The organism is Fontibacterium abundans (SeqCode) (assembly GCF_965235095.1).
Taxonomy (GTDB): Bacteria; Pseudomonadota; Alphaproteobacteria; order Pelagibacterales; family Pelagibacteraceae; genus Fontibacterium; species Fontibacterium abundans.
On the sequence record NZ_OZ249405.1, the window covers coordinates 562,516 to 589,220 of the forward strand.

28 protein-coding genes and 1 tRNA gene are annotated in these 26,705 nt (G+C 30.9%); 5 read left to right on the forward strand and 24 right to left on the reverse strand.

Going from position 1 to position 26,705, the window contains the following annotated elements; all coding sequences use genetic code 11:
* Position 1: 1 nt before the first annotated feature.
* The 9 genes from nuoH to AC8GER_RS03275 form a co-directional block, all read right to left on the reverse strand.
* Positions 2–1,003: an NADH-quinone oxidoreductase subunit NuoH gene (gene nuoH, locus AC8GER_RS03235; protein WP_029167750.1), complete on the reverse strand. Its 1,002-nt coding sequence runs from the start codon at positions 1,001–1,003 to the stop codon at positions 2–4.
* A complete protein-coding gene (nuoG, locus tag AC8GER_RS03240; protein WP_506597449.1) occupies positions 1,003–3,039 on the reverse strand; it encodes an NADH-quinone oxidoreductase subunit NuoG in 2,037 nt (678 codons plus the stop codon). Before nuoG ends, nuoH begins: the two co-directional genes overlap by 1 nt.
* Positions 3,040–4,314 carry an NADH-quinone oxidoreductase subunit NuoF gene (gene nuoF / locus AC8GER_RS03245; RefSeq protein WP_506597450.1) on the reverse strand — a complete coding sequence of 425 codons (1,275 nt, stop codon included), beginning with the start codon at positions 4,312–4,314 and terminating at the stop codon, positions 3,040–3,042.
* Positions 4,315–4,911 (reverse strand): NADH-quinone oxidoreductase subunit NuoE, encoded by a 597-nt coding sequence (gene nuoE / locus AC8GER_RS03250; protein WP_506597451.1) that lies wholly within the window; start codon positions 4,909–4,911, stop codon positions 4,315–4,317. It lies immediately after the preceding gene.
* Positions 4,908–6,083 carry an NADH-quinone oxidoreductase subunit D gene (locus AC8GER_RS03255; RefSeq protein ID WP_506597452.1) on the reverse strand — a complete coding sequence of 392 codons (1,176 nt, stop codon included), beginning with the start codon at positions 6,081–6,083 and terminating at the stop codon, positions 4,908–4,910. Before AC8GER_RS03255 ends, nuoE begins: the two co-directional genes overlap by 4 nt.
* A complete protein-coding gene (locus AC8GER_RS03260) occupies positions 6,083–6,667 on the reverse strand; it encodes an NADH-quinone oxidoreductase subunit C (protein ID WP_017971216.1) in 585 nt (194 codons plus the stop codon). The genes AC8GER_RS03255 and AC8GER_RS03260 overlap by 1 nt, the downstream gene beginning before the upstream one ends.
* 2 nt (positions 6,668–6,669) lie before the next feature.
* Positions 6,670–7,188, reverse strand: coding sequence for a NuoB/complex I 20 kDa subunit family protein (locus AC8GER_RS03265; protein WP_017943448.1), 519 nt, complete (start codon positions 7,186–7,188; stop codon positions 6,670–6,672).
* On the reverse strand, positions 7,185–7,553 hold the full coding sequence (locus AC8GER_RS03270) for an NADH-quinone oxidoreductase subunit A (RefSeq protein ID WP_026371128.1): 369 nt from the start codon (positions 7,551–7,553) through the stop codon (positions 7,185–7,187). The genes AC8GER_RS03265 and AC8GER_RS03270 overlap by 4 nt, the downstream gene beginning before the upstream one ends.
* Positions 7,554–7,664: 111 nt before the next feature.
* Positions 7,665–8,117: a tetratricopeptide repeat protein gene (locus AC8GER_RS03275; protein ID WP_506597453.1), complete on the reverse strand. Its 453-nt coding sequence runs from the start codon at positions 8,115–8,117 to the stop codon at positions 7,665–7,667.
* A gap of 32 nt (positions 8,118–8,149) precedes the next feature.
* Between AC8GER_RS03275 and AC8GER_RS03280 the strand changes: the two genes are divergently transcribed.
* Positions 8,150–9,124, forward strand: a complete 975-nt coding sequence (locus tag AC8GER_RS03280; RefSeq protein WP_506597454.1) for a quinone oxidoreductase family protein — start codon at positions 8,150–8,152, stop codon at positions 9,122–9,124.
* Between the two features lie 6 nt (positions 9,125–9,130).
* Positions 9,131–9,499, forward strand: coding sequence for a hypothetical protein (locus tag AC8GER_RS03285; RefSeq protein ID WP_506597455.1), 369 nt, complete (start codon positions 9,131–9,133; stop codon positions 9,497–9,499).
* Positions 9,500–9,502: 3 nt separating this feature from the next.
* Here AC8GER_RS03285 and AC8GER_RS03290 read toward each other — a convergent pair.
* The 3 genes from AC8GER_RS03290 to zapE form a co-directional block, all read right to left on the reverse strand.
* A tRNA-Thr gene (locus AC8GER_RS03290) sits at positions 9,503–9,578 on the reverse strand.
* A gap of 302 nt (positions 9,579–9,880) precedes the next feature.
* Positions 9,881–10,777: a DMT family transporter gene (locus AC8GER_RS03295; protein WP_506597456.1), complete on the reverse strand. Its 897-nt coding sequence runs from the start codon at positions 10,775–10,777 to the stop codon at positions 9,881–9,883.
* A 27-nt stretch (positions 10,778–10,804) separates the two neighbouring features.
* Positions 10,805–11,860: a cell division protein ZapE gene (gene zapE, locus AC8GER_RS03300; protein WP_506597457.1), complete on the reverse strand. Its 1,056-nt coding sequence runs from the start codon at positions 11,858–11,860 to the stop codon at positions 10,805–10,807.
* Positions 11,861–11,896: 36 nt separating this feature from the next.
* Between zapE and AC8GER_RS03305 the strand changes: the two genes are divergently transcribed.
* A complete protein-coding gene (locus AC8GER_RS03305) occupies positions 11,897–12,670 on the forward strand; it encodes an NAD kinase (RefSeq protein ID WP_506597458.1) in 774 nt (257 codons plus the stop codon).
* On the opposite strand, the gene AC8GER_RS03310 is transcribed toward AC8GER_RS03305, so the two are convergent.
* The 9 genes from AC8GER_RS03310 to AC8GER_RS03350 are packed head-to-tail and all read right to left on the reverse strand — an operon-like array spanning position 12,660 to position 19,973.
* The gene (locus AC8GER_RS03310) at positions 12,660–12,995 is read right to left on the reverse strand and encodes a HesB/IscA family protein (protein WP_017971202.1); all 336 of its coding nucleotides are present in this window, start codon (positions 12,993–12,995) and stop codon (positions 12,660–12,662) included. The genes AC8GER_RS03305 and AC8GER_RS03310 overlap by 11 nt on opposite strands.
* Positions 12,992–13,297, reverse strand: a complete 306-nt coding sequence (locus AC8GER_RS03315; RefSeq protein WP_017971201.1) for an iron-sulfur cluster assembly protein — start codon at positions 13,295–13,297, stop codon at positions 12,992–12,994. Before AC8GER_RS03315 ends, AC8GER_RS03310 begins: the two co-directional genes overlap by 4 nt.
* Complete coding sequence (gene sufU, locus AC8GER_RS03320; RefSeq protein ID WP_506597459.1) at positions 13,297–13,767, reverse strand: Fe-S cluster assembly sulfur transfer protein SufU; 471 nt, start codon at positions 13,765–13,767, stop codon at positions 13,297–13,299. The genes AC8GER_RS03315 and sufU overlap by 1 nt, the downstream gene beginning before the upstream one ends.
* Entirely contained in the window at positions 13,767–14,969 is a 1,203-nt protein-coding gene (locus tag AC8GER_RS03325) for an aminotransferase class V-fold PLP-dependent enzyme (protein ID WP_506597460.1), read from the reverse strand. Before AC8GER_RS03325 ends, sufU begins: the two co-directional genes overlap by 1 nt.
* Positions 14,966–16,189 (reverse strand): SufB/SufD family protein, encoded by a 1,224-nt coding sequence (locus AC8GER_RS03330; protein WP_506597461.1) that lies wholly within the window; start codon positions 16,187–16,189, stop codon positions 14,966–14,968. Before AC8GER_RS03330 ends, AC8GER_RS03325 begins: the two co-directional genes overlap by 4 nt.
* A gap of 5 nt (positions 16,190–16,194) precedes the next feature.
* A complete protein-coding gene (sufC, locus tag AC8GER_RS03335; RefSeq protein ID WP_506597462.1) occupies positions 16,195–16,938 on the reverse strand; it encodes a Fe-S cluster assembly ATPase SufC in 744 nt (247 codons plus the stop codon).
* A complete protein-coding gene (gene sufB, locus AC8GER_RS03340) occupies positions 16,938–18,380 on the reverse strand; it encodes a Fe-S cluster assembly protein SufB (RefSeq protein ID WP_506597463.1) in 1,443 nt (480 codons plus the stop codon). The genes sufC and sufB overlap by 1 nt, the downstream gene beginning before the upstream one ends.
* Positions 18,370–19,506: a cysteine desulfurase family protein gene (locus AC8GER_RS03345; protein ID WP_506597464.1), complete on the reverse strand. Its 1,137-nt coding sequence runs from the start codon at positions 19,504–19,506 to the stop codon at positions 18,370–18,372. Before AC8GER_RS03345 ends, sufB begins: the two co-directional genes overlap by 11 nt.
* Positions 19,503–19,973, reverse strand: a complete 471-nt coding sequence (locus tag AC8GER_RS03350) for an Rrf2 family transcriptional regulator (protein ID WP_029015930.1) — start codon at positions 19,971–19,973, stop codon at positions 19,503–19,505. The genes AC8GER_RS03345 and AC8GER_RS03350 overlap by 4 nt, the downstream gene beginning before the upstream one ends.
* A gap of 132 nt (positions 19,974–20,105) precedes the next feature.
* Between AC8GER_RS03350 and AC8GER_RS03355 the strand changes: the two genes are divergently transcribed.
* Positions 20,106–20,762, forward strand: a complete 657-nt coding sequence (locus tag AC8GER_RS03355) for an alpha/beta hydrolase (protein WP_506597465.1) — start codon at positions 20,106–20,108, stop codon at positions 20,760–20,762.
* Here AC8GER_RS03355 and AC8GER_RS03360 read toward each other — a convergent pair.
* Positions 20,759–21,853 (reverse strand): anhydro-N-acetylmuramic acid kinase, encoded by a 1,095-nt coding sequence (locus tag AC8GER_RS03360; RefSeq protein WP_506597466.1) that lies wholly within the window; start codon positions 21,851–21,853, stop codon positions 20,759–20,761. The genes AC8GER_RS03355 and AC8GER_RS03360 overlap by 4 nt on opposite strands.
* Before the next feature lie 49 nt (positions 21,854–21,902).
* Between AC8GER_RS03360 and tyrS the strand changes: the two genes are divergently transcribed.
* Positions 21,903–23,144 (forward strand): tyrosine--tRNA ligase, encoded by a 1,242-nt coding sequence (gene tyrS / locus AC8GER_RS03365; RefSeq protein WP_506597467.1) that lies wholly within the window; start codon positions 21,903–21,905, stop codon positions 23,142–23,144.
* Here the strand turns inward: tyrS and AC8GER_RS03370 are convergent.
* On the reverse strand, positions 23,137–25,437 hold the full coding sequence (locus tag AC8GER_RS03370; protein WP_506597468.1) for an AsmA-like C-terminal domain-containing protein: 2,301 nt from the start codon (positions 25,435–25,437) through the stop codon (positions 23,137–23,139). The genes tyrS and AC8GER_RS03370 overlap by 8 nt on opposite strands.
* A protein-coding gene (prfB, locus tag AC8GER_RS03375) for a peptide chain release factor 2 (protein WP_506597469.1) occupies positions 25,437–26,532 on the reverse strand; the annotation gives its coding sequence in 2 pieces (ribosomal slippage) (positions 25,437–26,465 and positions 26,467–26,532; 1,095 coding nt in all). Before prfB ends, AC8GER_RS03370 begins: the two co-directional genes overlap by 1 nt.
* Positions 26,533–26,705 lie beyond the last annotated feature (173 nt).

The window sequence follows — 26,705 nt, forward strand, 5'->3', positions numbered from 1 at the left end:
TTCATTTTGGCAATAAGTTAAAAAAATATAAAAACGACGCCGTCAAAACAACCCAGAACAATGAGAATGGTAAAAATACTTTCCAACCTAATCTCATAAGTTGATCATAACGGTAACGTGGCACAATTGCTTTAACCAGAGCAAATAAAATAAATAAGAACAGTATTTTAAAAATTAACCAAAGTGGTGATGGAATTGCATTAAAAGGATAGGCGTCAATTGGAGATAACCAACCACCTAAAAATAAAACAGAACCAAGGGCGCATAATAATAAAATATTTGCATATTCACCTAACCAGAATAATGCGTACATCATTCCTGAATATTCAGTTTGATATCCAGCAACAAGTTCAGCCTCAGCCTCTGGTAAATCAAATGGAGGTCTGTTTGTTTCAGCTAATGCGGAGATAAAAAAGATAACAAACATTGGGAATAATGGGATGGCGTACCAAATATTCTTTTGAGCAAGAACGATATCAACCAAATTTAAAGAACCCGCGCACAACAACACATTTATTATTATAAGCCCAATGGACACTTCATATGAAACCATCTGCGCCGCAGATCTTAGTGCTCCTAAAAATGGATACTTAGAGTTTGAAGCCCATCCAGCCATAATAATTCCATATACACCAAGAGAGGACACAGCGAAGATATATAAAATTCCAACATTAATATTTGCAAGCACTAGCGTCTCACTAAAAGGAATAACTGCCCAAGCGATTAGTGCTAACGACATTGTAACAATTGGAGCAATTATAAAAATTACTTTGTTTGCATGAATTGGAATAATTACTTCTTTAAAAATATATTTAAGTGCATCTGCTAAAGTTTGAAATAAACCAAATGGTCCAACAACGTTAGGTCCTTTTCTAAGTTGAACAGCACCCCACACTCTTCGATCAACCCAAACAATCATTGCAACAGCAATTAAAACTGGAACGACAAGAGCTGCAATCTTCAAAAGATCATACAAGACTATATTTAAATATTCTAAAAACATTAATTATCTGTTCCTGTCTTTTGTAAAATTTGTTTAGCTTTTTTACATTCATCCATTGTCTTTGATGAAGCTGCAATAATATTTGAGAAATAAAAATCAAAGTCAGCAATTTTAATATTGCCATTTACTGGAGTGACATTTTTAAAAATTAGACTATCGATTTCAGATTTAGGTAACTCATCTACTTCTTTAAATATCGGATACTCTTTGAATAAATTTTCTCTTAAAATTTGATGAGAATTAATATCAATTGTTTTTTTGAAAATATCAGACAATGCTCTAAGTATTTTCCAATCTTCTTTAGCATTTCCTGGAGGGAAACTTGCTTTATTAGCATCTTGAACTCTGCCTTCAGTGTTCACATACAAACCTTGTTTTTCTGTATAAGCAGCTCCTGGTAAAATCACATCTGCAATTTTACTATTTAATCCACCATGTGTTCCTTGATAAATTATAAATTTATTAACAGGTTTAACTTTAATTTGATCAGCTCCTAAAAGATAAACTACTTTTAAAGTGTCATTATTTAAATCTTCTAAAAAATTAGATTTAAGTAAATTTAAATATATCGCTCCAACACTTGATGCGTTTTGATGAAGAATATTTAAACCATTCCAATCCTTATTTAAAAAATTATTATCTTTTAAAATCTTCTTTATGCTTTCTAAAACATACTCACCGTTTGGACTTAATCCAGATTCACCAATAATAAATACTGGCTTCTTTGCAGATTTAAGACTGTTATAAATTTTTCCATTTTTTGCTAAAATGTCACCGATTGCCGAGAGTGATGAACCAACATTTTCATGCGGATAAGTAAGATCACCCACATCACCAATAGAATAAACCTTAGTTTTTCTAGCTACATAAGCCTTTCTAATTCTAGCATTTAAGATGGTCGCCTCTAATCTTGGATTAGTTCCAACTAAAACTACCAAATCAGCTTCCTCTAAACGAGCAATAGATGTGTTGAATAAGTAGTTAACTTTGTGTGACGGGTCGATAAAATAATTAGTCTGTCTAAAATCTATATTGTCTGAAGATAAAACATCTTTGAAGAATTTCTTAAACATGTACATAGTTTCAACATCAACTAAATCGCCAACCGCTCCAAAAACTTTATCTCCAGTAAAACCTTTTGTGTTTTCAGCAATAAATTTAAAGGCATCATCCCAGCTACAAGCTTTAAGTTTGCCATCTACTTTAATGTAAGGGGTATCTAATCGATTTTTTAATAATCCATCGCAAGCATAACGAGATTTATCACTAAGCCACTCTTCATTAATTTCATCATTTATTCTTGGTAAAATTCTTTTAACTTCCCAACCTTTTGTATCTACACGAATATTAGAACCAACTGCATCCATTACATCAATGCTTTCGGTCTTTGTTAATTCCCAAGGCCTTGCTTCAAAAGCATATGGTTTTGAAGTTAATGCACCAACTGGACAAAGATCAATTACGTTTGCAGATAACTCTGAATCTAAAGTTTTTTCTAAATAAGTTGTAATCTCCATATTCTCACCACGATTAATCGCACCAATTTCTGGTACGCCTGCAATCTCTTCTGCAAATCGAACGCAACGAGTACAATGAATACATCTTGTCATAACCGTTTTAATTAACGGTCCCATATATTTTTCTTTTACAGATCTTTTGTTTAGTTCGTATCGAGATTTATCAACTCCATACTTCATTGACTGATCTTGAAGATCGCACTCACCACCTTGATCACAAATAGGACAATCTAGAGGGTGATTGATAAGCAAAAACTCCATCACGCCTTGTCTTGCTTTTTTTACCAACTCGGTATTTGTATAAATTACCTGCCCATCTGCTACTGGCATTGCACAAGATGCTACAGGCTTTGGAGATTTTTCCATCTCCACTAAACACATTCTGCAATTACCAGCGATAGATAATCTTTCGTGATAACAAAATCTTGGAATTTCTTTTCCAGCAACTTCACAAGCTTGCAGTACCGTTGCACCCTGTGGCACTTCTACTTCAATTCCATCTACTTTAACTTTTGGCATCTATATATTTTTCTTATGAGTTAATCTTTCTTCCATCTCGGTTCTAAAGTGTCTTAATAAACCTTGAACTGGCCAAGAAGATCCTTCACCAAATGCGCAAATCGTGTGACCTTCAATTTGTTTAGTCACATCCATTAACATGTCTAATTCAGCAACCTCCGCATCCCCTTTTGCAATTCTCTCTAACATTCTCCACATCCAACCAGAACCTTCTCTGCATGGAGTACATTGTCCGCAGCTTTCATGTTTATAAAATCTCGCAATTCTGGCTATGACTTTAACAATATCTTGCGACTTATCGATTACGACAATTCCAGCAGTGCCAAGGCCACTTTTAGCTTCAACTAAAGAGTCAAAATCCATTTTTATAGTCTCGCAAATACTTTTGCTAAGTAATGGCATTGATGATCCGCCTGGTATGACTGCTTGTAAATTATCCCATCCACCAATTACTCCACCTGCATGTTTTTCAATTAAATCTTTTAAAGGAATTCCCATTTCTTCTTCAACGTTACATGGATTGTTTACGTTTCCAGAAATACAGAAAATTTTTGTACCCGTATTTTTAGGTCTACCAAATCCTGCAAACCATTTTCCGCCTCTTCTTAATATTGTTGGAACCACTGCAATCGTTTCAACATTGTTTACAATGGTTGGACATCCATAAAGACCTATTAAAGCTGGAAAAGGTGGTTTTAATCTTGGCTGACCTTTATTTCCTTCTAAGCTTTCAAGTAATGCAGTTTCTTCTCCACAAATATAAGCACCTGCACCAAGATGAATATGAATATCTAAATCAAAACCAGTGCCGCAAGCATTTTTACCGAGTAAACCTTCATTATAAGCTTCATCAATTGCTTCTTGTAAAATTTTACTTTCTTGAAGATACTCACCTCGAATGTAAACGTAACAAGCGTTAGCATTCACAGCGTAAGATGCAATTAAACAACCCTCAATTAATTTTTGTGGTTCAAATCTTAAAATATCTCTATCTTTACAAGTTCCAGGCTCTGACTCATCGGCGTTAATAACTAAATAATGAGGTCGACCTGGTTTTACTTCTTTTGGAGCAAAGGACCATTTCATTCCTGTTGGAAATCCAGCGCCACCACGGCCTCGAAGTTCTGAAAGTTTAACTTCATTTATGATCCAGTCTTTACCCTTTGCAATAATCTCTTTTGTATCTTTCCAATCACCACGAGCTTTTGCAGATTTAATATCACGACCAAAGTCTCCGTATAAATTTGTAAATATTCTATCTTTATCCTGTAGCATTTAATTTTTAACTAATGTTAATCGTTTGTTTGGCTCGAAACCTACTCGACCTTTTTGTGATCCATGTTTTGGTAATTTATCGCTTTTAATTCCTTCAAAAATTTTAGTTGCTGTTTCTTCAGTTAGATCTTCGTAAAAATCATCATTGATTTGCATCATCGGAGCGCTCACGCATGCACCTAAACATTCAACTTCAATCCAAGATGCTTTTTGATCATCGCTTAGTTTTCCTTCTTTTTCTGAAATATGTTTTTTACAAAGGTTAACAATTTTGCCAGATCCTCTGATCATACATGGAGATGTTGTGCAAACCTGTATAAAGTATTTTCCAACCGGCGCTAAATTGTACATCGTGTAGAAAGTTGCAACTTCATAAATTTTTATGTACGGAACTTCTAAAATCTCACCTATTTTTTTAATCGCAGCATTTGGTATCCAATTATCATGCTGTCTTTGTGCTAGATCTAAAAGTGGCATTACTGCACTCTTTTTTCGCTCTGGGGGATATTTTTTTAAAATTTCCTGAATTCGTTTCAGATTAACTTCATTAAACTCAAATGTAGTCGGCTGATCTTTTGCAACGTGCTTTCCACTCATCGATCAATTTCCCCAAACACAATGTCCATTGAACCAAGTACGGCAGGAACGTCTGCTAGCATATGTCCTTTAACTACATAATCCATTGCTTGTAAGTGCGCAAAACCTGGTGCTTTAATTTTGCATCGATAAGGCTTGTTAGAACCGTCTGCAATTAAATAAACTCCAAACTCTCCCTTTGGTGCCTCAACACAAGCATACACTTCGCCTTTTGGAACGTGATAACCTTCTGTAAATAATTTAAAGTGATGAATTAAAGCTTCCATAGATTTTTTCATAGCAGCTCTTGATGGAGGTGATACTTTACCATCTGTTGTCATTACAGGACCTTCTGGAAGACTTTTTATTGCTTCAATTATAATTTTTGTACTCTCGCGCATCTCTTCAATTCTGCAAAGATAACGATCGTAACAATCTCCATTTTTTCCAATAGGAATTTTGAATTTAAATTTGTCATATCCTTCATAAGGTTGTGATCTTCTTAGATCCCAAGCAATTCCAGATCCTCTTAGCATCACACCAGAAAAACCATGTGCAACCGCGTCTTGCGGACTTACAATTCCAATATCAACGTTTCTTTGTTTAAAAATTCTGTTGTCAGTTAATAGATTTTCCAAATCATCAATTACTTTTGGAAAATTTTTGCAAAAATCTAAAATATCTTCTTTAAGTCCAACTGGAAAATCTTGGTGAACTCCACCTGGTCTAAAATAGTTTGCATGCAAACGAGATCCTGAAACTCTTTCATAAAACACCATTAACTTTTCTCTCTCTTCAAATCCCCAAAGAGAAGGAGTTAATGCACCAACATCCAGTGCTTGGGTTGTAATATTTAAAATGTGACTTAGAATTCTTCCGATCTCACAAAAAATTACTCGAATATGACTTCCTCGTGGCGGAACTTTAATGTCTAATAATTTTTCAATCGCAAGAGCGAATGCATGCTCTTGGTTCATTGGCGCAACGTAATCTAATCTATCAAAGTAAGGAACGGCTTGAGTGTAAGTTTTGTTTTCAATTAATTTTTCTGTTCCTCGATGAAGCAATCCAATATGTGGATCTGCTCTTTCAATAACTTCACCATCTAGCTCAAGAATTAATCTTAATACTCCGTGCGCAGCAGGATGCTGTGGACCAAAGTTTAGATTCATGGTTTTTGTTTCTTTTGCCATTACCTTTTGTCCGTTTCTTTTTTAATGTATTTTGTGCCTTCCCATGGGGACTCAAAATCAAAATCTCTGTAAGCTTGCGATAATTTTACTGGTTCATAGACAACTTTTTTAAGCTCATCATCATATCTAACCTCGGTATGACCAGATAAAGGGAAATCTTTTCTAAGTGGATAGCCTTCAAATTCGTAGTCGGTTAGAATTCTTCTAAGATCTGGGTGGTTTGTAAATTTAATCCCGTACATATCAAAAGCTTCTCTTTCAAACCAATTAGCTACTGGAAAAATAGGCACCACACTTGGTAAAGCCTCATCTAATTTTACAGAAGTCTTAACTGTAATTCGGTTATTAAATTCGTGACTTAATAATAAATAGATAACATCAAATCTGTTAACTCGTTTTGGATAATCAACACCTAAAATATCTATGAGCTGTCTAAATCTTAAATTTTTATTATCTCTTAGATAAACTAATAAACCTGGTAACTCCTCTGTAGATACCTCTAAAACTGGCTCTGAAAAATTTTCAGTAATATTTAAAGATTTAAATTCACTTTTTAAATTTGTATCCAGATTTACTTTTTGCATGATTATCGCTCGATCGTCCCTTCTCTTCTAATCTTCTTTTGTAATTGTAATATTCCATACAACAAAGCTTCCGCAGATGGAGGGCAGCCTGGAACATAGACATCAACTGGAACTACTCGGTCGCAACCTCTAACTACTGCATAAGAATAGTGGTAATAGCCACCACCATTAGCGCAGCTTCCCATTGAAATAACATAACGCGGTTCTGGCATCTGATCGTAAACTTTACGAAGAGCTGGAGCCATTTTATTTGTTAAAGTTCCTGCAACGATCATAACATCTGATTGTCTTGGGGACGCTCGAGGAGCTGCTCCAAAACGCTCAAGATCATATCGAGGCATAGATGTTTGCATCATTTCAACGGCACAACATGCAAGACCGAATGTCATCCAGTGTAATGATCCTGTTCTTGCCCAATTAATTAAATTTTCGCTTGAAGTGGTAATAAAACCTTTTTCAGTAAACTCCTTTGCGAGCTCTTTAAATTCTTCTGGAACTTGATCTAATTTATTTTGTATCATTCCCAATCTAAAGCTCCTTTTTTCCACTCATAAACAAATCCAACTGTTAACGTTCCAATGAAAAGCATCATTGACCAAAAACCTAACGAACCGATTTGACCTAAAGTAATTGCCCAAGGAAAAAGAAATGCCACCTCAAGATCAAAAATAATAAAAAGAATAGAAACTAAATAAAAACGTACATCAAACTTCATTCGCGAGTCTCCAAAAGGTTCAAATCCGCACTCATATGCTGATAATTTTTCAGCATCGGGTTTACTTGGCGCACACAGAAAGTTAACGACGATGAAGGCTATTCCAATTCCAATTGCTACGAACAAAAAGATTAAAATAGTTAAGTAATTCTGTAAGTATTCGAAGAACATTGGCCATTCTTATATAATAAGAATAAAAACAACCAAACATTCAATTTGACACAACTGTGAATAGATTTTTAAGTAAAAATTATTGTTTTTAAAGGGGTTATTAAGAGGAAATTATTTGTACTTTTCGATTTTTTCTTTCAATTCTTTATATTCTTCGCAATTACAAGTTTTTAGAACTTCTAATCTTTTTTTAGCCTCTTCAGGTCGTTTAGTTTGAAGATAAAGTTCTCCTAAATACTCATTAGCACCAGCATGTTTTGGATTAATTTTAAGAGCCGCTAGGTAAAATTTTTCAGCTTTATCGTATTGTTTTAAATTTCTTAATGAATAAGCGTAGTCATTTAAAATATCAGGGTTACTAGAGTTTTTACTATCTTTTAATAGCTCCTCTAACATTACAACTGCTTTATCAAACTTCTTACTTTTAATTAAAGTTTTTGCTTCAGCATAAGTTGGGTTTGTTTTTTTTATAACTTCAGGAGGAGGACCAGAATCTGCTGCTCTCACATTAACAGTATTGAAAGAAAATATAAGTAAAAGTGATAGAAATATTGTTTTTATCATAAGAAAAATATGTTCTAATAATAATAATAAAAATGGTTAAAGCAATCAGAATTACAGAAACCGGCAATGCAAACGTAATGAAGTTTGTTGATGTTGAGCTTAAAAAGCTAGCTCCAAATGAAGTTTTAATTAAGAATCAAGCAATCGGTTTAAATTACATAGACGTTTATCATAGATCTGGAACCTACCCGCTACCTCTACCAAACGGTATTGGGCTTGAAGCTGCTGGAGTAATTGAGGAAATTGGATCTGATGTAAAAGAATTTAAAGTTGGCGATCGTGTTGCTCATGCTGCAGCCCCTCCAGGATCGTATTCAGAAAAACAAGTTTACCCTCAAGAAAAATTAGTAAAAATTCCAGATTATATTTCTGATGAAATTGCATCGTGTATTATGCTTAAAGGAATTACATCTGAATATCTTCTTCATAGAGCTTATAAAGTTAAAAAAGATCAATTTATTTTATATCATGCGGCAGCTGGCGGCGTTGGACAAGTATTGTGTCAGTGGGCAAAATCATTAGGATGTAAAGTTATTGGAACAGTTGGTTCAGAAGAAAAAGTTGCAATTGCAAAAGAAAATGGATGTGATTTTGTAATTAATTATTCAAAGGAAAGTTTTTCACAAAAAGTTAAAGAAATTACAAATGGCAAAATGTTAGATGTTGTTTACGATGGTGTCGGCGCTAAAACATTTGAAGAATCTATTGAATGTTTAGCAATTCGTGGAACTATGGTTTCTTTTGGTAATGCCTCAGGATTAGTTGATAAAGTTGATCCTAAAAAACATATCGCACCAAAGGGATTGTTTTTCACACGTCCATCTATTGCTCATTATACAGTTACTAGAGAAGAATTAGTAAACAGTGCAAACACTGTATTTGAGGCAATCAAAACAAATAAATTTAAAATTAAAATATTTAAAAAATTTGCACTTAAAGATGCTGTTACAGCGCATGAAGAATTAGAGGCTAGAAAATTAACAGGCCCTGCTGTTTTAATTCCTTAATTAAAATTGTCTGACAATAAAGAAAAAGAAATTATTGAAGTTAAAGAAGTAGAAGCTGAACGAATTAATAATAACGAAACATTTAGACCTCGATTTAAAGCAATAAGCCTAAGCCCACTTTTTCTTGTTGGAATATTAATCTACGTAGTTACTGCGTTTTGGGGTTTATTTATTTGCTTTGATGTAGTGAAAGAAGTCTTTGGTCCCATCATTGCTTTTTTAGGATTAATATTTTTTCCATTCATACTCGCTCTTGCTCCTTGGTATGCAGCGCTAGCTAATCATGATTTTTATCCGCTACTGATTGTCTATGGTGGTGTAATTTTAGGAACTTTTTGTTTTAGATTTGCAATGAGGTCTACGTTTAAGCGCTGAAGATGGTGCCCTAATACGGACTTGAACCGCAAACCTACTGATTACAAATCAGTTGCTCTACCAATTGAGCTATTAGGGCATTTAGCAAAAAGAAGATTTTAGTACATAACTTCAAATATAAAAACAAACATTATTTAATTTATATAAAACTCAAAAACTCACTATTTAAGGGTAAAATTAAGGAATAATTTTAATTAAAAAGTTTTATTATAGGAGATTGAAAACAGACTTGAATTTAAACTGTTATTTGTTGATTGAGTGTAAAAGAAGTTAAAATTTAAATCAGATTTCTCATCTATATTTTTAGCAACATAACCAATTCCTGCTGTTAAAAAATCATCTTTAGTTTTTGGTAAAGTAATAGCTTTTTTTGCGCAAAGTTTAATGGTTACTACTAGAAATTTTTTTTGATTTTTGATTTAGGATTAGAACGCAACCAAAGATCAATACGGGTAGACCGATAATTAAATTATTAGTCCATTGTAGACCTTCAAAAATGGTTGAAATAATTAAAGCAATAATTGGCATAATAACACCAATGTACCCTGCTCGAGCTGAACCAATGTTGTCTAATAATTTTAAATATAAATAAAAAGCAACAACTGAACCGATAATCGATAAATATAAAAATGATAAAATATAAGAAATTGAATTATCAAAAATAATTTCTGCACCTCTAAATTTTGCAACGATGAGAGTAAATAATGATCCATAAAACATTCCATAGGCAATAGACTGAATAAATGGAATTTTATCTTTAGAGTTTTTTTGATGAATTAAGTTGCCGGTCGATGCCCAAAATGTTGCAATAAAAGATAAAATAATTCCAATGTGAGTTTTATCTTCTAATTTAAAATTTAATAATTCATTTCCAAAGATGATTAAAATTCCAACAATTCCAAATCCTGCAGCAAATAAAGTTTCTTTTGAGCTTTTAATTTTAAAATAAATTCTCTCTCCCAGTATATTCATTATTAAAATCGTTGAAAAAGCGATGGTCACAATTCCACTAATTAAATATGTATTTGCTAGATAGAAGAATATGTAGTTCAGGGAAAATAAAGTTACCCCTAAAAGTAAAAACGATAAATGTTGGTGAGGATTGAATGACATTTTTTTTTTAGAAAGTATTAAAAAAATAAAGACAATAATACTTGCTATAAAGAAACGGTAAAAAATTGAAATTAACGGATCTACGACCCCAAACTGAAATTTGATTAAATACCAAGTAGGAGACCAGCAAATTAAGGTGCTTATAAAAAGGACTAAATTTCGCATTAATGTAAATTTCTTTTAAATTATTATCTAATTACTTCTAGTTAATTCATTTAATCGACTTAGGGTTCTTTGAAATACTTTTTGTAGTTTTGTGCTACTAGTAAGCTGGTTGATTGGAACTGTTGCGGTTGCAACTAAGCTTAATTGATTGTCATAAATAATATCGATTAGATTTATAAATCGGTACTGTTCATTGATCAGTTCGTCTGTAAAATTTGGAATATTTTCAATAAAGAAAATTTTGGTAATTTTACAAATCTCTATGTAATCCTCTGACCCATAAGTTTGAAAGCATAAGTCTTTAAAATCAAACTTTGCAATGCCTGAGACATAATTATCAATGATTAATTTTCTCCCCTTTATTTCTATCTCTTTAGTTTTAAATTGTTTACCGCTTAAGACGTTGAACAGTACTTGGTTAAAGTTCTTTTTAGTTTGTGAGTCTTTAACGATAAAAAACCTATTCTGTTTATTTAAATAAAGTTCGCGGTAATCTTTTCCTGAATTTAATGAGTAAACTAAAGTGTTATCTTTAATATTTTCAATGTATGGAAGAAATTGATCTCTTTGTAGTCCACCTAAATACAAATCATCAGGTTTAACGTTAGATGTTGTAATGATGAAAATATTATTAGAGAAAAATTGTTCTAATAACTTTCCAAGGATCATTGCATCTGCAATGTTAGTTATTTGAAATTCATCAAAGAAAATAATATCGAAGTCTTTTTTAAAAGTTTTAACGATTTTAGGTAAGGGATTACTTTCGTTTTTTAACTTATGAAGTTTATTGTGAATATCCACCATAAACTTATTAAAATGAGTCTTAAGTACTCTTGGGTGATTTAAATATTCTAAAAAGAAATTAACAATCATAGTTTTTCCAGCACCTACATCACCATACAGATAAAATCCTTTGGGTTTTTTGCTTTGAAAAATACTAGTGACTGACTTTAAAAATGATGGTTTTAATTGCTCCGTTAAAGTGTCTAAAGTTTTGATTAAATCTTCCTGATTTACGTTTTTCTGAAGGCTGTGTTTCTTAGTATATTTTTTAAATGCCTCAGTAATATTTAAATGGTACATTAGCTTAGTTATTAAAGGATTTTAAATTTTTCACAAATGCATAGATCGTATAATAAAATTCACGTAATTGCGGACTCAAGTCCAAACGCGCAGGCTGCAAAAAGATCTATTATTAAAAAATATAAAAATTATCCAATCAATGATTCGGATGTATTCATTGTACTGGGCGGTGATGGTTTTATGCTCGCTTCACTTAAAAAATATCAAAAATATAAAATTCCTTTTTATGGAATGAATAAAGGTAATCGTGGTTTTTTATTAAATAAATTCGATGAGAAAGATCTAATTAACAAAATTAATAAAGCCAATATTGCAGAACTTCATCCCCTTGAAATGTATGCAAAGAATAAGAATGGTAAAATTAAAACAGCCATTGCTGTAAATGAAGTATCTGTTTTTAGAGAGACCCGTCAGGCTGCAAAGCTTGAAATTAAGATTGATAACAAAGTTAGAATGAAAGAAATTATTTGTGATGGTACGCTTGTTGCAACGCCTGCAGGAAGCACTGCATATAATTTATCAGCACGAGGTCCTGTATTAGATTTAGAATCTAATCTTTTAGCACTTACACCTATTTCTCCTTTTAAACCTAGGGGTTGGCGTGGTGCTAGTATTAACAATAATGCAAAAGTTTCTATTAAAAATTTAGATCCTAAAAAAAGGCCAGTAAGCGTTGTTGCCGACAATGTTGAATTTCGTCATGTTTTAAATGTGAATATTTATTTAAATAAAAATAAAACTTTTAGACTGTTGTACGATAAAAAATTTGGACTAAAAGAGAGAAACTTAGCTGAACAATTTAAATTTTAAAAGATTCTCCGCAGCCACAACGTTCAGTTTCATTAGGATTGTTAAAGACAAAAGATGATGAGAATTTATCTTCTTTGTAATCCATCTTAGTTCCAAGCAAATACATAATAGCTTTTGGATCAATAAATACTTCAACGTTATTATCTTTAACCACTTCATCATTTGGAATAGTTTCTTTAAGATAAGTCATCTCGTATTCCATCCCAGCACATCCTCCAGATTTTACAGAAACACGAACACCTTTTACGCCGCTCTCAGCATTACTTAGAATTTCTTTAATACGCTTTGCAGCGTTATCTGAAATTGTGATTAATTGTTTTGTCATACGTTTAAAGCTAGTTTTGCAACTTCCGACATTTTACTCTTATCCCACGGCGGATCCCAAACAATTCGAACCACCACTTCATCGTAATGTCCTAAACTTTCAACAGCTTTCCTGACATTATTAGGAATACTTTGAGCTTCAGGGCAATTTGGAGAAGTCAGCGTCATGTCGATTTCGCAATTCTTATCCTTAAGCCTTACATCATAAATAAGACCTAACTCATAAATATCAACGGGTATTTCAGGATCAAAGATGGTCTTTAATTTATCTTTTATTTCGTCAATTTTTTGAGAATTATCCATTAGTCAATTATTTCTGAATTAATTGGTTTTTTTTCATCATCTAATGCTGCTTTTAAAGTATGCCAAGATAAAGTTGCACATTTTACTCTCATTGGAAATCTACCAACTCCTGCAAGTGATGAAAATTTAATATGTTCATCTTCGGATAAGCCTGCTTTTTTTATTTCCTGTCCTTCTTTAATCATTTTAAAAAATGCATTTAATAATTCACGAGCTTGTTTTTCTGTTTTTCCTTTAACGATCTCTGTCATAATAGAGGAAGATGCGACTGATATGGCGCAACCTGAACCTTCAAATGAAATATCTTTTACTTTTTTTTCAGCATCTAAACTTAAATACACATGAATGTTATCTCCGCACAAAGGATTATGCCCTTCTGCATCATGATTAAATTTATTACATTTACCAAAGTTTCTTGGCTTTTTACCGTGGTCTAATATCAAGTCTTGATAAAGTTCTGTTAAGTCCATTATTTTAATTTAAATATTTTTTTACACTTCTTGATGCTCTCACATAAAGCATCAATATCTTGCTTATTATTATAAACACCAAAAGACATTCTAAGTGATGATCCAATTTTCATCTTTTTATGAAGAATTTGACAGCAGTGATGTCCTGCTCTTACAGCGATATTATCTTCATCAAAAACTGTTGATGCATCATGAGCGTGAACACCTTTAATATTAAATGAAAATACGCTTCCTTTATTTGAAGGACGGCCAACAAATTCTACATCGTTAAATTTACTAATTTTCTCTAGTGCATAGGACGCTAAACTTTGTTCATGACTTATAATATTTTTAACTTTTATATCTTTAACAAATTTGACTGCTTGTTTTAGAGCAATTACTTCTACGGATGCTAAAGACCCAGCTTCAAATTTACTAACACCCGATGCATAAGTTATATTTTTAGTATCAACATTTTGAATCATCCCGCCTCCACCATTGAATGGTTCAAATTGTTCAATCCATTTATTCTTCATATATAAAATCCCAACCCCTGTTGGTCCGTAAATTTTATGACTTGAGAATGCATAAAAATCGCAATCTAAATCTTTAAGATCTACATGGCTGTGAGCAACTGCTTGTGTACCGTCGATACAAACGGGTATCTTTTTAGCTTTGGCAATTGAAATTATTTTTTTAAGATCTGTTGTAAGGCCTGTAACATTGGATATGTGAATAACACTAATAATTTTTGTCTTATTAGTAATGAGTGAAGTTAATTTATTAACTTCCACTTCTCCATCTTCATTGATTGGAATAAATTTTATATTTACCTTTTTTTTTCTTAAAAAATGCCAAGGAACATAATTAGAGTGATGCTCAGCCTCAGTTAATATGATCTCATCCCCCTCTTTTAAAAATTTACCAAAACAATGAGCTACTAAGTTCAATGATTCTGTTGAATTTTTAGTAAAAACGATCTCACCTTCTGTACCATTAACAAATTCTTTAATTGTCTCTCTAGTGCTTTCAAAGTCTGCAGTTGCTCTTGCTGCAAGGCCATAAACGGCTCTGCCAATATTTGCGTAATGGTTTTTATAAAAATCCTCTAATGCATCAATAACCTGAATGGGTTTTTGCGCTGAATTTGCAGTATCAAAATAAATTAAATTTTTATTAGATTTAAATATTGGAAATTGACTTTTAATATCCTTTAAATTCATGACAACATATCTTCAGTTTTTTTAAGGAAATAATTCTTAAAATTTTCATCTGAAATTTTTTCAACTACTTCAGATAAGAAGCCTTGAACGATTAATCTTTTAGCTTGGACTTCTGGAATACCTCTTGCCATCAAATAAAATAACTCATCTTTATTTAACGATGTAGATGATGAACCATGGCTACATTTGACGTCATCAGCATAAATTTCAAGTTCAGGCTTTGAATGAAATGTGCACTGATCAGACAAAAGAACACTTTTAATTAACTGATAACCATTAGTCTTTTGAGCTATTTGATCGACAAATATTTTACCCTGATAAACACCTTTGGCAGTTCCATCAATAATACTTTTTGAAAACTGATAGCTCTGTGTGTTTTCTGCTAAGTGATTAATTTTAACTTTGATCTCATGATCTTCATTATTTTTTAAGAACTGCGTGTAGTATAAATAACATTCAGCTAAAGATTTATTTAGATTAATCTCAACTTCATCTCTGATTGTTTTGATAATATTTGAAAATATAAAACTTTCATAATTGGCGCTTGCTGCAATATTAACTTTCTTAAACCTGTAAATACAATTTTCAGTGTTATTAGAATTTAGAATATAATTTTTAATATGCGAATTTTGTTCAACATCAATATTCGTGTTGATGCTAATAAACGTTTTTTTGTTTTCATTTGTAAATTTTTCAAAAACTGATGCTTTTGAATTTTTATTTATTAAAATGTAATTTTTTTGATGCAATTGCTTTTGATCAACTTTTGAATTGTATTGATGATAAATAATAATTGGCAAATATAAATTATCTATAATTTCCAAATAAAAACCAGATGTGGCTAAAGCGTTATTAGCGGCTATAAGTGGATTTTTTTTATTACTGAATAATTTTGATAGATGCTTATTATTTTTTTTATAATATTCATCAATTGTAGTGATGATTAATTTATCTTTATCTTTTTCTTGAAATTCTGTTTTTTGAACCAATCCGTTTACTATAATAATTTTATTATGTTTAAAGTTTTCAAAAACTTCTTCATTAATAGAATCGTTATTAGTTTTATAAATTTCAAGTTGTTTATTATTTTCTAAAAAATAATTTAGTTGAGATTGTTTCCAATCCTCATCTTTTCTAGTTGGATAACCATGTTTATTAAAAAGGTTTAAACTAAGCGCTCTTAATTCGCTTACCTCTTTAATGTCAGTAATAGTGTTCATGTTGGTTAGATTGCTTTTTGAAATTCCTTATAACCAATCTTATCAAGCTCTTGAGCAAGTTTAGAACAACCCGTTTTAACAATAGTCCCATTCACCATAACATGCACAAAATCTGGTTTGATATAATCCAATAATCTTTGGTAGTGAGTAATGATTAAGAAAGATCTATTAGGTGATCTTAGAGCATTCACTCCATCTGCAACAACTTTTAGCGCATCAATGTCTAGTCCTGAATCTGTTTCATCTAATATTGCAAGATCTGGTTCTAGTAGTGACATTTGCAAAACTTCATTGCGTTTTTTCTCTCCACCTGAGAAACCAACGTTTAAAGCTCTGCCTAATTGCTCATCTTTAATTCCAAGTTTTTTAGCGTGTTGTTTAACTAAAGATAAGAACTCAACTACATCGACTTCTTTTTGCCCTTTTGCTTTTTTAACTGCATTTAGAGATGTTTTTAAAAAATTATTCATAAATACCCCTGGGATTTCTATTGGGTATTGGAATGCTAAAAATATTCCCTTCTGTGCTCTTTCATCGGCTGGAAGTTCGACAATGTTTTCGTTCTTAAACATAATCTTTCCATCAACTTCATAACCATCTTTACCTGCTAATACGTATGAAAGTGTGCTTTTTCCTGATCCATTCGGTCCCATAATGGCATGAACTTCGCCTTTACCAATCTTAAGATTAAAATCTTCTAAGATTTTTTTATCACCTACGCTTACATTTAATTTTTCAATACTTAACATTATCCAACACTCCCTTCTAAGCTGATGCTAACTAATTTTTGTGCCTCTACAGCAAATTCCATAGGAAGTTGTTGTAGTACTTCTTTACAAAAACCATTTACGATTAAACTTACAGCCTCTTCTTGATTTAAACCTCTTTGCTTACAGTAAAATAATTGTTCTTCACTAATCTTAGATGTAGTTGCCTCATGTTCTGTTGTTGATGTTGAATTTTTATTATCAATATAAGGAACTGTGTGCGCGCCACATAAATTTCCAACTAATAATGAATCACACTGAGTATAATTTTTAGAATTACTAGCTTTTGAATGAATGCTTACAAGACCTCTGTAAGTATTATCAGCATGACCTGCGGAAATTCCCTTTGAAATAATTCTGCTCTTAGTGTTTTTGCCAAGGTGAATCATTTTAGTTCCTGTATCTGCTTTTTGATAATTATTTGTAATTGCAATTGAATAAAATTCACCAGATGAATTATCGCCTTGTAAAATACAGCTTGGATATTTCCAAGTGATTGCTGAACCCGTTTCAACTTGTGTCCAAGAAATTTTAGAATTTTTCCCCTTACAAATTCCTCTTTTTGTTACAAAGTTATAAATTCCGCCTTTTCCTTCTTTATCTCCTGGATACCAGTTTTGAACTGTTGAATATTTAATCTCTGCATCATCTAGAGCTACTAGCTCAACGTTTGCTGCATGAAGTTGATTTTCATCTCTCATGGGTGCAGTGCAGCCTTCTAAATAACTTACGTAACTGCCTTTATCTGCAATAATTAAAGTTCTTTCAAACTGACCTGTATTTGATGCATTAATCCTAAAGTATGTTGATAGTTCCATTGGGCATCTAACGCCTTCTGGAATGTATACAAATGAACCGTCCGTAAATACTGCTGAATTTAAAGTTGCAAAGTAATGATCTGTTAAGGGAATAACTGAACCTAAATATTTTTTAACAAGATCTGGATGTTTTTGTACTGCTTCAGAAATTGAACAGAAAATAATTCCAATATCTTCTAATTTCTTTTTAAAAGTTGTTGCAACAGAAACAGAGTCGAATACGGCATCAACTGCAACTCCAGCTAATCTTTTTTGTTCATTAAGAGGAATGCCTAATTTTTCATATGTCTTTTTAATTTCAGGATCAATTTCATCTAATGACTTTGGTCCTTCTTTAAAACCTTTTGGAGCTGAGTAATAATATAAAGCCTGATAATCAATTTTAGGATACTGAGGTTTTTGCCAGTTTGGTTCTGTCATTGATTGTAATCTCTCAAATGCTTTTAATCTCCACTCAAGCAACCATTGCGGCTCCTTCTTTTGTTTAGAGATAAACTGAATGACTTCTTTATTAAGACCCTTTGGAGCTCTTTCAGATTCAACATCCGTTACAAATCCATAAGCATAGTCCTGCTTAATTTGTTCTTGGATTAGATTATCTGACATTTAATGCTCCATTTTTAAAACAATCTGATTTCCAAACACTAAAGAAAGTCTCAATTTGCTCTTTAGTAGAATCCCAACCTAAGCTCACTCTAATGGCTGAATGAATATATTTATCATCAACCTTCATTGCTTTTAAAACATGGGAAGGTTCAACTTTTCCAGACGAACAAGCGGCGCCTGAACTTACACAAATTCCTTTTTGATCAAGAGCGATCACTTGGTTTTCACTCGTCATTGAAGGATAAGCAAAGTAACAAGTGTTTCCTAATCTATCCGTATCTTCACCAAAGATTTTAATTTCATTCGATAATTTTTTTAAATTCGTCTCTAATAAATCTCTATTATTTTTAATTTCTGAATTACAAATTTTAGTTAAATTGTTAACTTCACTGATAGCCTCACCAAAACCTAAAATTCCAAGAAAGTTCTCTGTTCCAGATCTTAAATTCTTTTCTTGGCCACCACCTATAATTTCTGGAGTTATATTGTTTCTATTGTTAATTAATAAAGCACCAATTCCTGTAGGTCCTCCTATTTTATGAGATGAAATTGAAAACAAATCTACATCAAGAGTATCTAAATCTATTTCAATTTTACCAAGACTTTGAACTCCGTCACAATGAATAATCCCTTTATAATTTTTAACAATTTTAGATATTTCATTGATAGGATGAATAATTCCAGACTCATTATTAGCAAACATAATACTAACTAAAAATGGATTTGTTTGTTTTGAAAGTACTTCTTCAATTTCTTTTAAATTAACCGTACCATTCGAATTTGTTTTAAAGAATTTCTTTTCTATATCTAAACTTTTAACAACATCGATGACTGATGCATGCTCGGTCTCAAGTGAATAAATAGTTTTAATATTATTTTTTTTAATAAACCCTTTAATAGCTAAATTGTTAGATTCTGTAGCCCCACTTGTAAAAATAAGTTCATAATTTTTTGCTTTTAAAATACACAAAATATTTCTTCTAACTTCTTCGACAATTTTTTTAGAATTTCTGCCGATTTTATGAACTGAGGAAGGATTGCCAAATTCTTCAAATTTTAAACTTTGGATTTTTTTAATTACATTCTTATGTAATGGTGCTGTGGCATTATAATCAAAATAAATCATCTATTCATTCCTTGTGATTGATTTATTGAGTTTTCAAATGGAACATTTCTTGGAATTTTATTCTCTAATACATCTAGTAAAGTAACGGATGTAAAATAATTATTAATATGTTTTGATAGACCGTCCCAAAGGTTATGTGTGACACATTTAGTTGTTTTCCCTGTGCAGCCTTTTTTTGATTTTAGTTTACACTTTGTTGTTTTTATATCTTCATTTACTGCTTCAATAACTGATGAGAGATAAATTTTATTTGGATCTCTTGAAAGTTTGTAACCTCCTAGATTTCCTCTAACGCTCGTAACTAATTCTTTCTTTTTTAATTTTAAAAAAAGTTGCTCTAGAAAAGAAAGGGAAATACCCTGTCTCATTGAAATATCGTTCAGACTAACTGGTTTTTGCTGCTTATTAAAAGTAGCAAGATCAGCCATCGCCATTACAGCGTATCTACCTTTTGCTGTTAGTTTCATTGTAAATTAATGATTAATTTTCAATAAATTTAGCTATTCCTACTAATTTAGTCAACTTTAAAAAAAAACCAAAACTCAATTGCTTTTATGGTATAAGAGCCGCTTGTTAAAATAATAATTCTTCAAAATTCTATGAGCGTAGTTAATCCAGCAGGAACTTTTATTAATGGACCAGACGGAAAACTAGAAGCTAAATACGTTCAAGGGAAAAACTCAACAGCACCAACCGTTCTAATTCTTCATCCTCATCCTGAGTACGGCGGAACTATGAATAACAAAGTTGTTTATAATGCGTTTCATACATTTCTTAAAAATGGATTTTCAGTATGTCGTTTTAATTTTAGAGGCGTTGGCAAGAGTGAAGGTAAATTTGATAATGGTCAGGGAGAATTATCTGATGCAGCAGCAGTTTTAGATTGGATACAAAGACAAAATCCTAATACGAATGAAAGTTGGATTGTTGGTTTTTCATTTGGTTCTTTAATTTGTATGCAATTACTAATGAGAAGACCTGAGATTTATAGATTTATAGCAGTTTGTCCGCAGCCAAATATTTATGACTTTAATTTTTTAGCACCCTGTCCATCATCTGGTATGGTTTTGTATTCATCTAATGATCAATTAGTTCCACCCGATGCGACGAAGACTTTGGAAACTAAACTTAAAAATCAAAAAAGTATCAATGTAGATTTTGTTAAAATAGAAGGTGCTAATCACTTCTTTGCAGGAAAAGATAAGGAATTTTGTGGTGCTATAGAAAAGTATATTAAAAAAGAATCTAGATTTTAATTAGAATAAACAATCCCACCTGTTACCGGTTTACTTACTCCAGTTGTTGTTGGAAGTGATAAATGTTTTTCCTCTAAACTTCTTATTGCAAGATAAGCAAACGCTTGTGATTCAATAAAGTCACCAGCAAGTTTATACTGATCTATAGATTCAACATTAACATTTAAAATTTTAGATAAAAATTTAATTAAAGTTTTATTTTTTCTTCCTCCTCCTGCTAATATAATTTTATCTTTTTTTTCTTTTATATTTTTAATGAAGTTTGCAATTAAATTTGCAGTTACGCTTACAAGTGTGGCTGCACCATCTTCTAATTTTAGGCCTCGAAATTGAGCAATGTTGAAATCAGTAATATCTAATGATTTTTTTTTATCGTGATAAATATAATGATTTAGAAAATCTTCTTGCATTAATGTATTAACTTCACCTTTTTCTGAAATATTTCCTTCCCTATCAAACTCTAAGTCTTTTGAATTTAGTCTAATCCATTGATCTAATAGACAGTTTCCAGGTCCGATATCATTTGAATGAATAACTAAATTTTCAAAATAACTTCCATTTGCAATCCCTCCGATATTTATAATCACCCCGTTATTTATTAAGTTTAGATTTTTTAAAATTTGTCCATGATAAAGAGTGACTAAGGGTGCGCCTTGTCCTTTGTTTTTAATATCGTTATCTCTAAAATTAAAGATAACTTTAGTTTTTAATAACTGTGCCATCAATTCAGGATTTCCTAATTGAAATGTAAACCCCTGCTCAGGTTTATGAATCAATGTGTGACCATGATAACCAATTAAATCTAATTTGATTGTGGAGTTCTTTTTTAAAAATTCCTGAATAGCCTCAACATGAAGCAATGTAATCTTTCTCGATAAGTCGTTAATAAGTGCTTTTTTCAATGTTAAATCGTCCTTTTGCAAAACTTCTTTTCTAATATTTATTAATTCTTTTTTAAAATCAGAACTGTATTCGAAAAAAAAATTATCAATAACAGAAGTGTTCGTTTCTCCATCAGAATTTATAATAGAAAGATCAATTCCATCCATGGAAGTACCACTCATGGTTCCTAAAGAAATGTATTTACTCATTTTATATAGATTTAATATTATTTAATTTTGTATAATACTATCTTATTGAATGAATCAGAATCTTATCAAAACCTTTCAACAACGAGGATATTTTAATCAGTGCACTGATTTAGATAATCTAAATAAACTCTTAGATAATAAAAAAATTAAATTGTATATCGGTTTTGATTGTACCTCACCAAGTCTACATGTTGGCAGCTTAGTACAAATCATGTGTCTTAGACTGTTTCAACAATTTGGTCACACACCAATCGTTTTATTAGGAGGAGGTACTACTATGGTCGGTGATCCTTCTGGAAAAGAAGAGAGTAGAAAAATTCTAACAAGTGCAGAAATTAAGAAAAATACTTCTGGTATTAAAAAAGTTTTTAATAAATTTTTAAGCGGTAAAGGTAGTAATAAATTTGTTTTTTTAAATAATGAAAAATGGCTCACTAAAATTAATTATATAAATTTTTTAAGAGATTACGGAAAACATTTTACTATTAATAAAATGTTAACCTTTGATAGCGTTAAACTTAGACTAGATAGAGAGCAATCTTTAAGTTTTTTAGAATTTAATTACATGATCTTACAAGCTTATGACTTTCTTGAGCTTAATAATAAAAATGATTGCATCCTTCAAATAGGTGGATCTGATCAATGGGGAAATATTATTAACGGAATTGAATTAATAAGAAGAGTGAATGCAAAAGAATCTTATGGTTTAACTACACCGCTTATTACAACAAGCTCTGGCGCTAAAATGGGTAAAACTGAAAAAGGCGCTGTGTGGTTAGATGAAAAACAAACTTCTCCTTATGAATACTGGCAGTTTTGGAGAAATGTAAATGATGCTGATGTATTTAAATATTTAAGATTATTCACTGAGCTTCCCTTAGATGAGATTTCTAATTTTGAAAATAATAAATCCAGAAATATTAATGATTTTAAAGTTATCCTTGCAAATGAAGCAACGAAAATTCTTCATGGTGAAAAAGCATCTTCAAATGCTGAAGCTACTTCTAAAAAGACTTTTGAAGATAAATCCTTTGGCGATGATCTTCCAAAAATTGAAGTTAAAAAATCAGATTTAAGTAATGGTATTTCTTTTAATGATTTAATTATTAAAATTAACTTTGCAAAATCGAATGGTGAATACAGAAGGAATATTGCAAATAAAGGCTATCGAATTAATAATGAAATTGTAACTGATGAAAAAAAAACAGTTACTAAAGAAGATTTTAATGGTGAAAAAGTTATTAAAGTTTCATTTGGAAAAAAGCAGCACGTATTAATTGAAGCTATTTAGAAGATCTAAATATATCTACAAATCTCTGAACAAATCTTGGTGTAATTGTCCGAACTGGATTTATTGTAGTTTCAAAGTTGTTATCTTTGCCTTTAATTTTAAAACTTACACCAAAAACTCCATCACCACTTTTACCAGTTAAAATCTGCCCTAGTATTGGAATATTTGATAAAAGACGATTAACTTCATAGGCAGGAATTATATTTCCATCCAAGCTTACAAAGTGATATTCGTTGTTAATTCTGCCCTCAACAATAAATCCAAGAGACGGTCCTGTTCCATAAAAATCTTTAAAGGTAAAAAATTTTTCATCATTTTCATAAACGATAACAGTATTGTCAAAACGAATTCCTTCTCCTTTTAATGTGTCTAAAATTCCTGTAACAGAAGCAAGTGACAATATTTGTGCAAGTACAGGTATTTCTTTAATTCTAAAATCAGTAATAATAATTTTTCCTTTAGATGAAGTTGCGCTTAAATCTTCAGATGTAAATTCTAATTTTCCTTTTTCAAATCCTTTTATAAAACTAAAGCCTGCAATAAACGGTCTTGCTCTATCTGAGAGCATATATGTTGCAATATTGCCGTTTTTATTTTTGCTAATTTTAATGGTAATTTTTTCTTTATTAGAAAAAATTCCATTTGCATCTAGCTTTGCAAATTTTCCTTTTAAGATAGTGCCGGTTAAATTAAAATCTCTAATATCGTCATTTGTTCCGGTGTCTACGGTATCTAAATTAGCGCTAATAGTTCCGTTAAATTTTTTTGAAACTAACGTTGATGGTGTAGAGCTTGTTAGGCTATCTATAATATATTTCGCATCTAATCTTTTTCCTGTAATTTCTATGTGATTAATATTGCTTTTTTTTGATGAGGTTATTTTAAAATTACTTTTATCAGTATTGACCGTAATACTATTAAGAGAAGTTATAGAAAAATACTCATCAAAGTTTATATCAAATAATTCAATATTATTTTTACCAGCATTAATTGTAACTTTTTCTAAAACTGAGGTATTTTTTTTAATCTCACCTTTCAAAAGTATCTGACCGTCGTCATTTAATAATTTATTAAAATTAATTGGGGTAAAATTAATTAAGCTTTTTTTAATATCTATTCGAGTATCAAAATAATATTGATCTTTATTAGTATTTAACTGGATATATAACTTTGAAGAGCCTTTAATATATTCTGGTTTAAATACTTTTTGCCAATTAACAAAATTTACATCTGAAATTATATTAATCTTGGAAGTTTTTTTATTAAGGTCAGAATTTATTTTTAAATCTAATGAATCATTTTGATTAAAAATTATTCCATTAACAGAAACATTTGTCTTATCAAATTCTGCTTTAAATTTTCCATTTTTAAACTTTCTATTTTTGTCATCTAAGACATTGGGATAGGCGCTTTGTAGCAAATCTAATTCCAGATTTACAATATCAGCCTTACCTTTGACTGACGTATTAAGAAGATTTCCTTTTTTATCAAACTCAATATCGATTTTATTATTAGCTGTAGTTGAGAATGATAATTTTTCTATATTTTTAGTGATATCCTCTAAGGCTGCTATCTTTAAATTTTTAAATTCTTTTAATGAATTAAATTTTCCATTTAAATTTAGATCAAGAGAGGCTTTATAAGAATCTGACGTTTCATTTATAGAAATTTTAGACTTATCAAAATTTAAACCTACTGCAGATCCTGATGAAATATTAATATTTAACTCTTTATTTTTAAATTCGATATCTGCATTAATATTTTGAAACTCAGGTAATTCATTTGAGATAACAAAAGAGGTGTCTTTAATACTGCCTAAAAACTCAATTTTTACAGTATCTTCGTTGTATATTTTTAAATCGCCTTTGATAAATCCTTTCTTAACTTTATTATCAAAGTAACTTTTCTGGTTATCTTCTAAAAAAACATCGCGAATTAAATTAATACTTCTTTCAAATGAATTTTCTGAAAACTTTACTTCTATAAATTTTGGATTGTAATTACCTTTAATTGCTGAAAAAATATCAACGCCAAAATTAGTTTGGTAAATATTTGTAAGATCGCCTTTATGGTAAATTTTTGGGTCATTAAGACTAAACTTAACAGCAAAATCTCTAATATCTAAACTTACTCTTGTATCTTTAAACTCTAATTTAATTTTCTTGTACTGATCATTAAATTTTTTTTGAATAAGATCGTTAAAATTAGAAGTTTGAAATCCAAAAGATAAAAAAGCAATAAGCGCTATAAAGATTGCTAATATAATTAATAAAATTTTATTTCTTCTAACCATTAATGAATTCCTTGATAAACGGAAGCTTCTAAAAATACAGAAATATCTCCATCTAATACCTTTTCTGGATTTGTTACTTCAATATTAGTTCTATTATCTTTAACAAGCTGATAAGGTTGCAAAACATAATTTCTAATTTGACTTCCCCATCCTATTTCTTTTTTAGAGCTTTCTAGATTATCTGAGACTTTTTGTTTTTTCTGCATCTCTAGTTCATAAAGCCTAGCTTTTAACATGTTCATTGCTGTTTCTTTATTTTTATGTTGCGATCTTTCATTTTGACACTGAACAACTATTCCTGTTGCAATATGAGTTATTCTAATAGCGCTATCAGTTGTATTGACGTGCTGTCCACCTGCACCACTGGATCTAAAAGTATCTATTCGAATGTCTTTTTCTAAAATTTCAATATTTACATCTTCATTTACGACAGGGTAAATCCATGCACTTGCAAAACTTGTGTGTCTTCTTGCGCCTGAATCAAATGGAGAGATTCGAACTAGACGATGAACTCCAGATTCTCCTTTTAACCATCCGTAAATAAACTGCCCTGTTATTTTAATCGTTGATGATTTTATTCCTGCTTCTTCTCCTCTGCTTTCATGAATGAGTTCAACTTTAAAATTATTCTTTTCAGCCCATCTTGAATACATTCTTCTTAACATTTCGGCCCAATCTTGACTTTCAGTCCCTCCAGCTCCTGCATGTATTTCAACATACGCGTCTAAAGTATCATTTTCATTGGATAGAAAACAAAGAAGTTCAATTTTTTTTAATTTTTCTAAATTACTTTCAAATGATTTATTTAAGTCTTTAGCTAAAACTTCATCATTTTCTTTAATGGCAATATCTAGAAGATCCTTATTATCTACATGCTCTTTAGAAATAAAATCATAGTTATTTTTTATTTCTAATAAAAAATTTCTATCTTTGATTACTTTTTCTGCATTTTTTTGATTGCTCCAGAAATCTTGAAGCTCTGTTTGCGTTGTTAGATCTGAGATTTTTTTATCAACCTGATTTTTATCAAAGATACCCCCTTATGTTATCTAAGGATTTTCCTATTTTTTCAGCAATATTTTTAACTTCTATCATTTTAAAAAATCAGTTTTTACGATTTATTTATTAAATAACTAAACAACTTCTACATCGATTTGCTTTAATTATTAAGATTTAAATAGATATTTTAACAAAGATGTTTATATAATAGTTAAGAAAACAAATGAATTTTATGTCATTAAAAATTAATCAAAAATTTAGGAATTTAT

Coding starts and splice junctions, on each gene's coding strand:
- tyrS (WP_506597467.1), top strand. CDS start 21,903: ATGAATCAGAATCTTATCAAAACCTTTCAACAACGAGGATATTTTAAT.
- AC8GER_RS03305 (WP_506597458.1), top strand. CDS start 11,897: ATGCATAGATCGTATAATAAAATTCACGTAATTGCGGACTCAAGTCCA.
- AC8GER_RS03295 (WP_506597456.1), bottom strand. CDS start 10,777: ATGCGAAATTTAGTCCTTTTTATAAGCACCTTAATTTGCTGGTCTCCT.
- nuoE (WP_506597451.1), bottom strand. CDS start 4,911: ATGAGTGGAAAGCACGTTGCAAAAGATCAGCCGACTACATTTGAGTTT.
- nuoH (WP_029167750.1), bottom strand. CDS start 1,003: ATGTTTTTAGAATATTTAAATATAGTCTTGTATGATCTTTTGAAGATT.
- AC8GER_RS03355 (WP_506597465.1), top strand. CDS start 20,106: ATGAGCGTAGTTAATCCAGCAGGAACTTTTATTAATGGACCAGACGGA.
- sufC (WP_506597462.1), bottom strand. CDS start 16,938: ATGTTAAGTATTGAAAAATTAAATGTAAGCGTAGGTGATAAAAAAATC.
- AC8GER_RS03360 (WP_506597466.1), bottom strand. CDS start 21,853: ATGAGTAAATACATTTCTTTAGGAACCATGAGTGGTACTTCCATGGAT.
- AC8GER_RS03310 (WP_017971202.1), bottom strand. CDS start 12,995: ATGACAAAACAATTAATCACAATTTCAGATAACGCTGCAAAGCGTATT.
- sufU (WP_506597459.1), bottom strand. CDS start 13,767: ATGGACTTAACAGAACTTTATCAAGACTTGATATTAGACCACGGTAAA.
- AC8GER_RS03260 (WP_017971216.1), bottom strand. CDS start 6,667: ATGCAAAAAGTAAATCTGGATACAAATTTAAAAAGTGAATTTAAATCT.
- AC8GER_RS03330 (WP_506597461.1), bottom strand. CDS start 16,189: ATGAACACTATTACTGACATTAAAGAGGTAAGCGAATTAAGAGCGCTT.
- AC8GER_RS03315 (WP_017971201.1), bottom strand. CDS start 13,297: ATGGATAATTCTCAAAAAATTGACGAAATAAAAGATAAATTAAAGACC.
- AC8GER_RS03270 (WP_026371128.1), bottom strand. CDS start 7,553: ATGTTCTTCGAATACTTACAGAATTACTTAACTATTTTAATCTTTTTG.
- nuoF (WP_506597450.1), bottom strand. CDS start 4,314: ATGCTACAGGATAAAGATAGAATATTTACAAATTTATACGGAGACTTT.
- AC8GER_RS03275 (WP_506597453.1), bottom strand. CDS start 8,117: ATGATAAAAACAATATTTCTATCACTTTTACTTATATTTTCTTTCAAT.
- zapE (WP_506597457.1), bottom strand. CDS start 11,860: ATGTACCATTTAAATATTACTGAGGCATTTAAAAAATATACTAAGAAA.
- AC8GER_RS03370 (WP_506597468.1), bottom strand. CDS start 25,437: ATGGTTAGAAGAAATAAAATTTTATTAATTATATTAGCAATCTTTATA.
- AC8GER_RS03345 (WP_506597464.1), bottom strand. CDS start 19,506: ATGATTTATTTTGATTATAATGCCACAGCACCATTACATAAGAATGTA.
- AC8GER_RS03325 (WP_506597460.1), bottom strand. CDS start 14,969: ATGAATTTAAAGGATATTAAAAGTCAATTTCCAATATTTAAATCTAAT.
- AC8GER_RS03280 (WP_506597454.1), top strand. CDS start 8,150: ATGGTTAAAGCAATCAGAATTACAGAAACCGGCAATGCAAACGTAATG.
- nuoG (WP_506597449.1), bottom strand. CDS start 3,039: ATGCCAAAAGTTAAAGTAGATGGAATTGAAGTAGAAGTGCCACAGGGT.
- sufB (WP_506597463.1), bottom strand. CDS start 18,380: ATGTCAGATAATCTAATCCAAGAACAAATTAAGCAGGACTATGCTTAT.
- AC8GER_RS03255 (WP_506597452.1), bottom strand. CDS start 6,083: ATGGCAAAAGAAACAAAAACCATGAATCTAAACTTTGGTCCACAGCAT.
- AC8GER_RS03265 (WP_017943448.1), bottom strand. CDS start 7,188: ATGATACAAAATAAATTAGATCAAGTTCCAGAAGAATTTAAAGAGCTC.
- AC8GER_RS03350 (WP_029015930.1), bottom strand. CDS start 19,973: ATGAAACTAACAGCAAAAGGTAGATACGCTGTAATGGCGATGGCTGAT.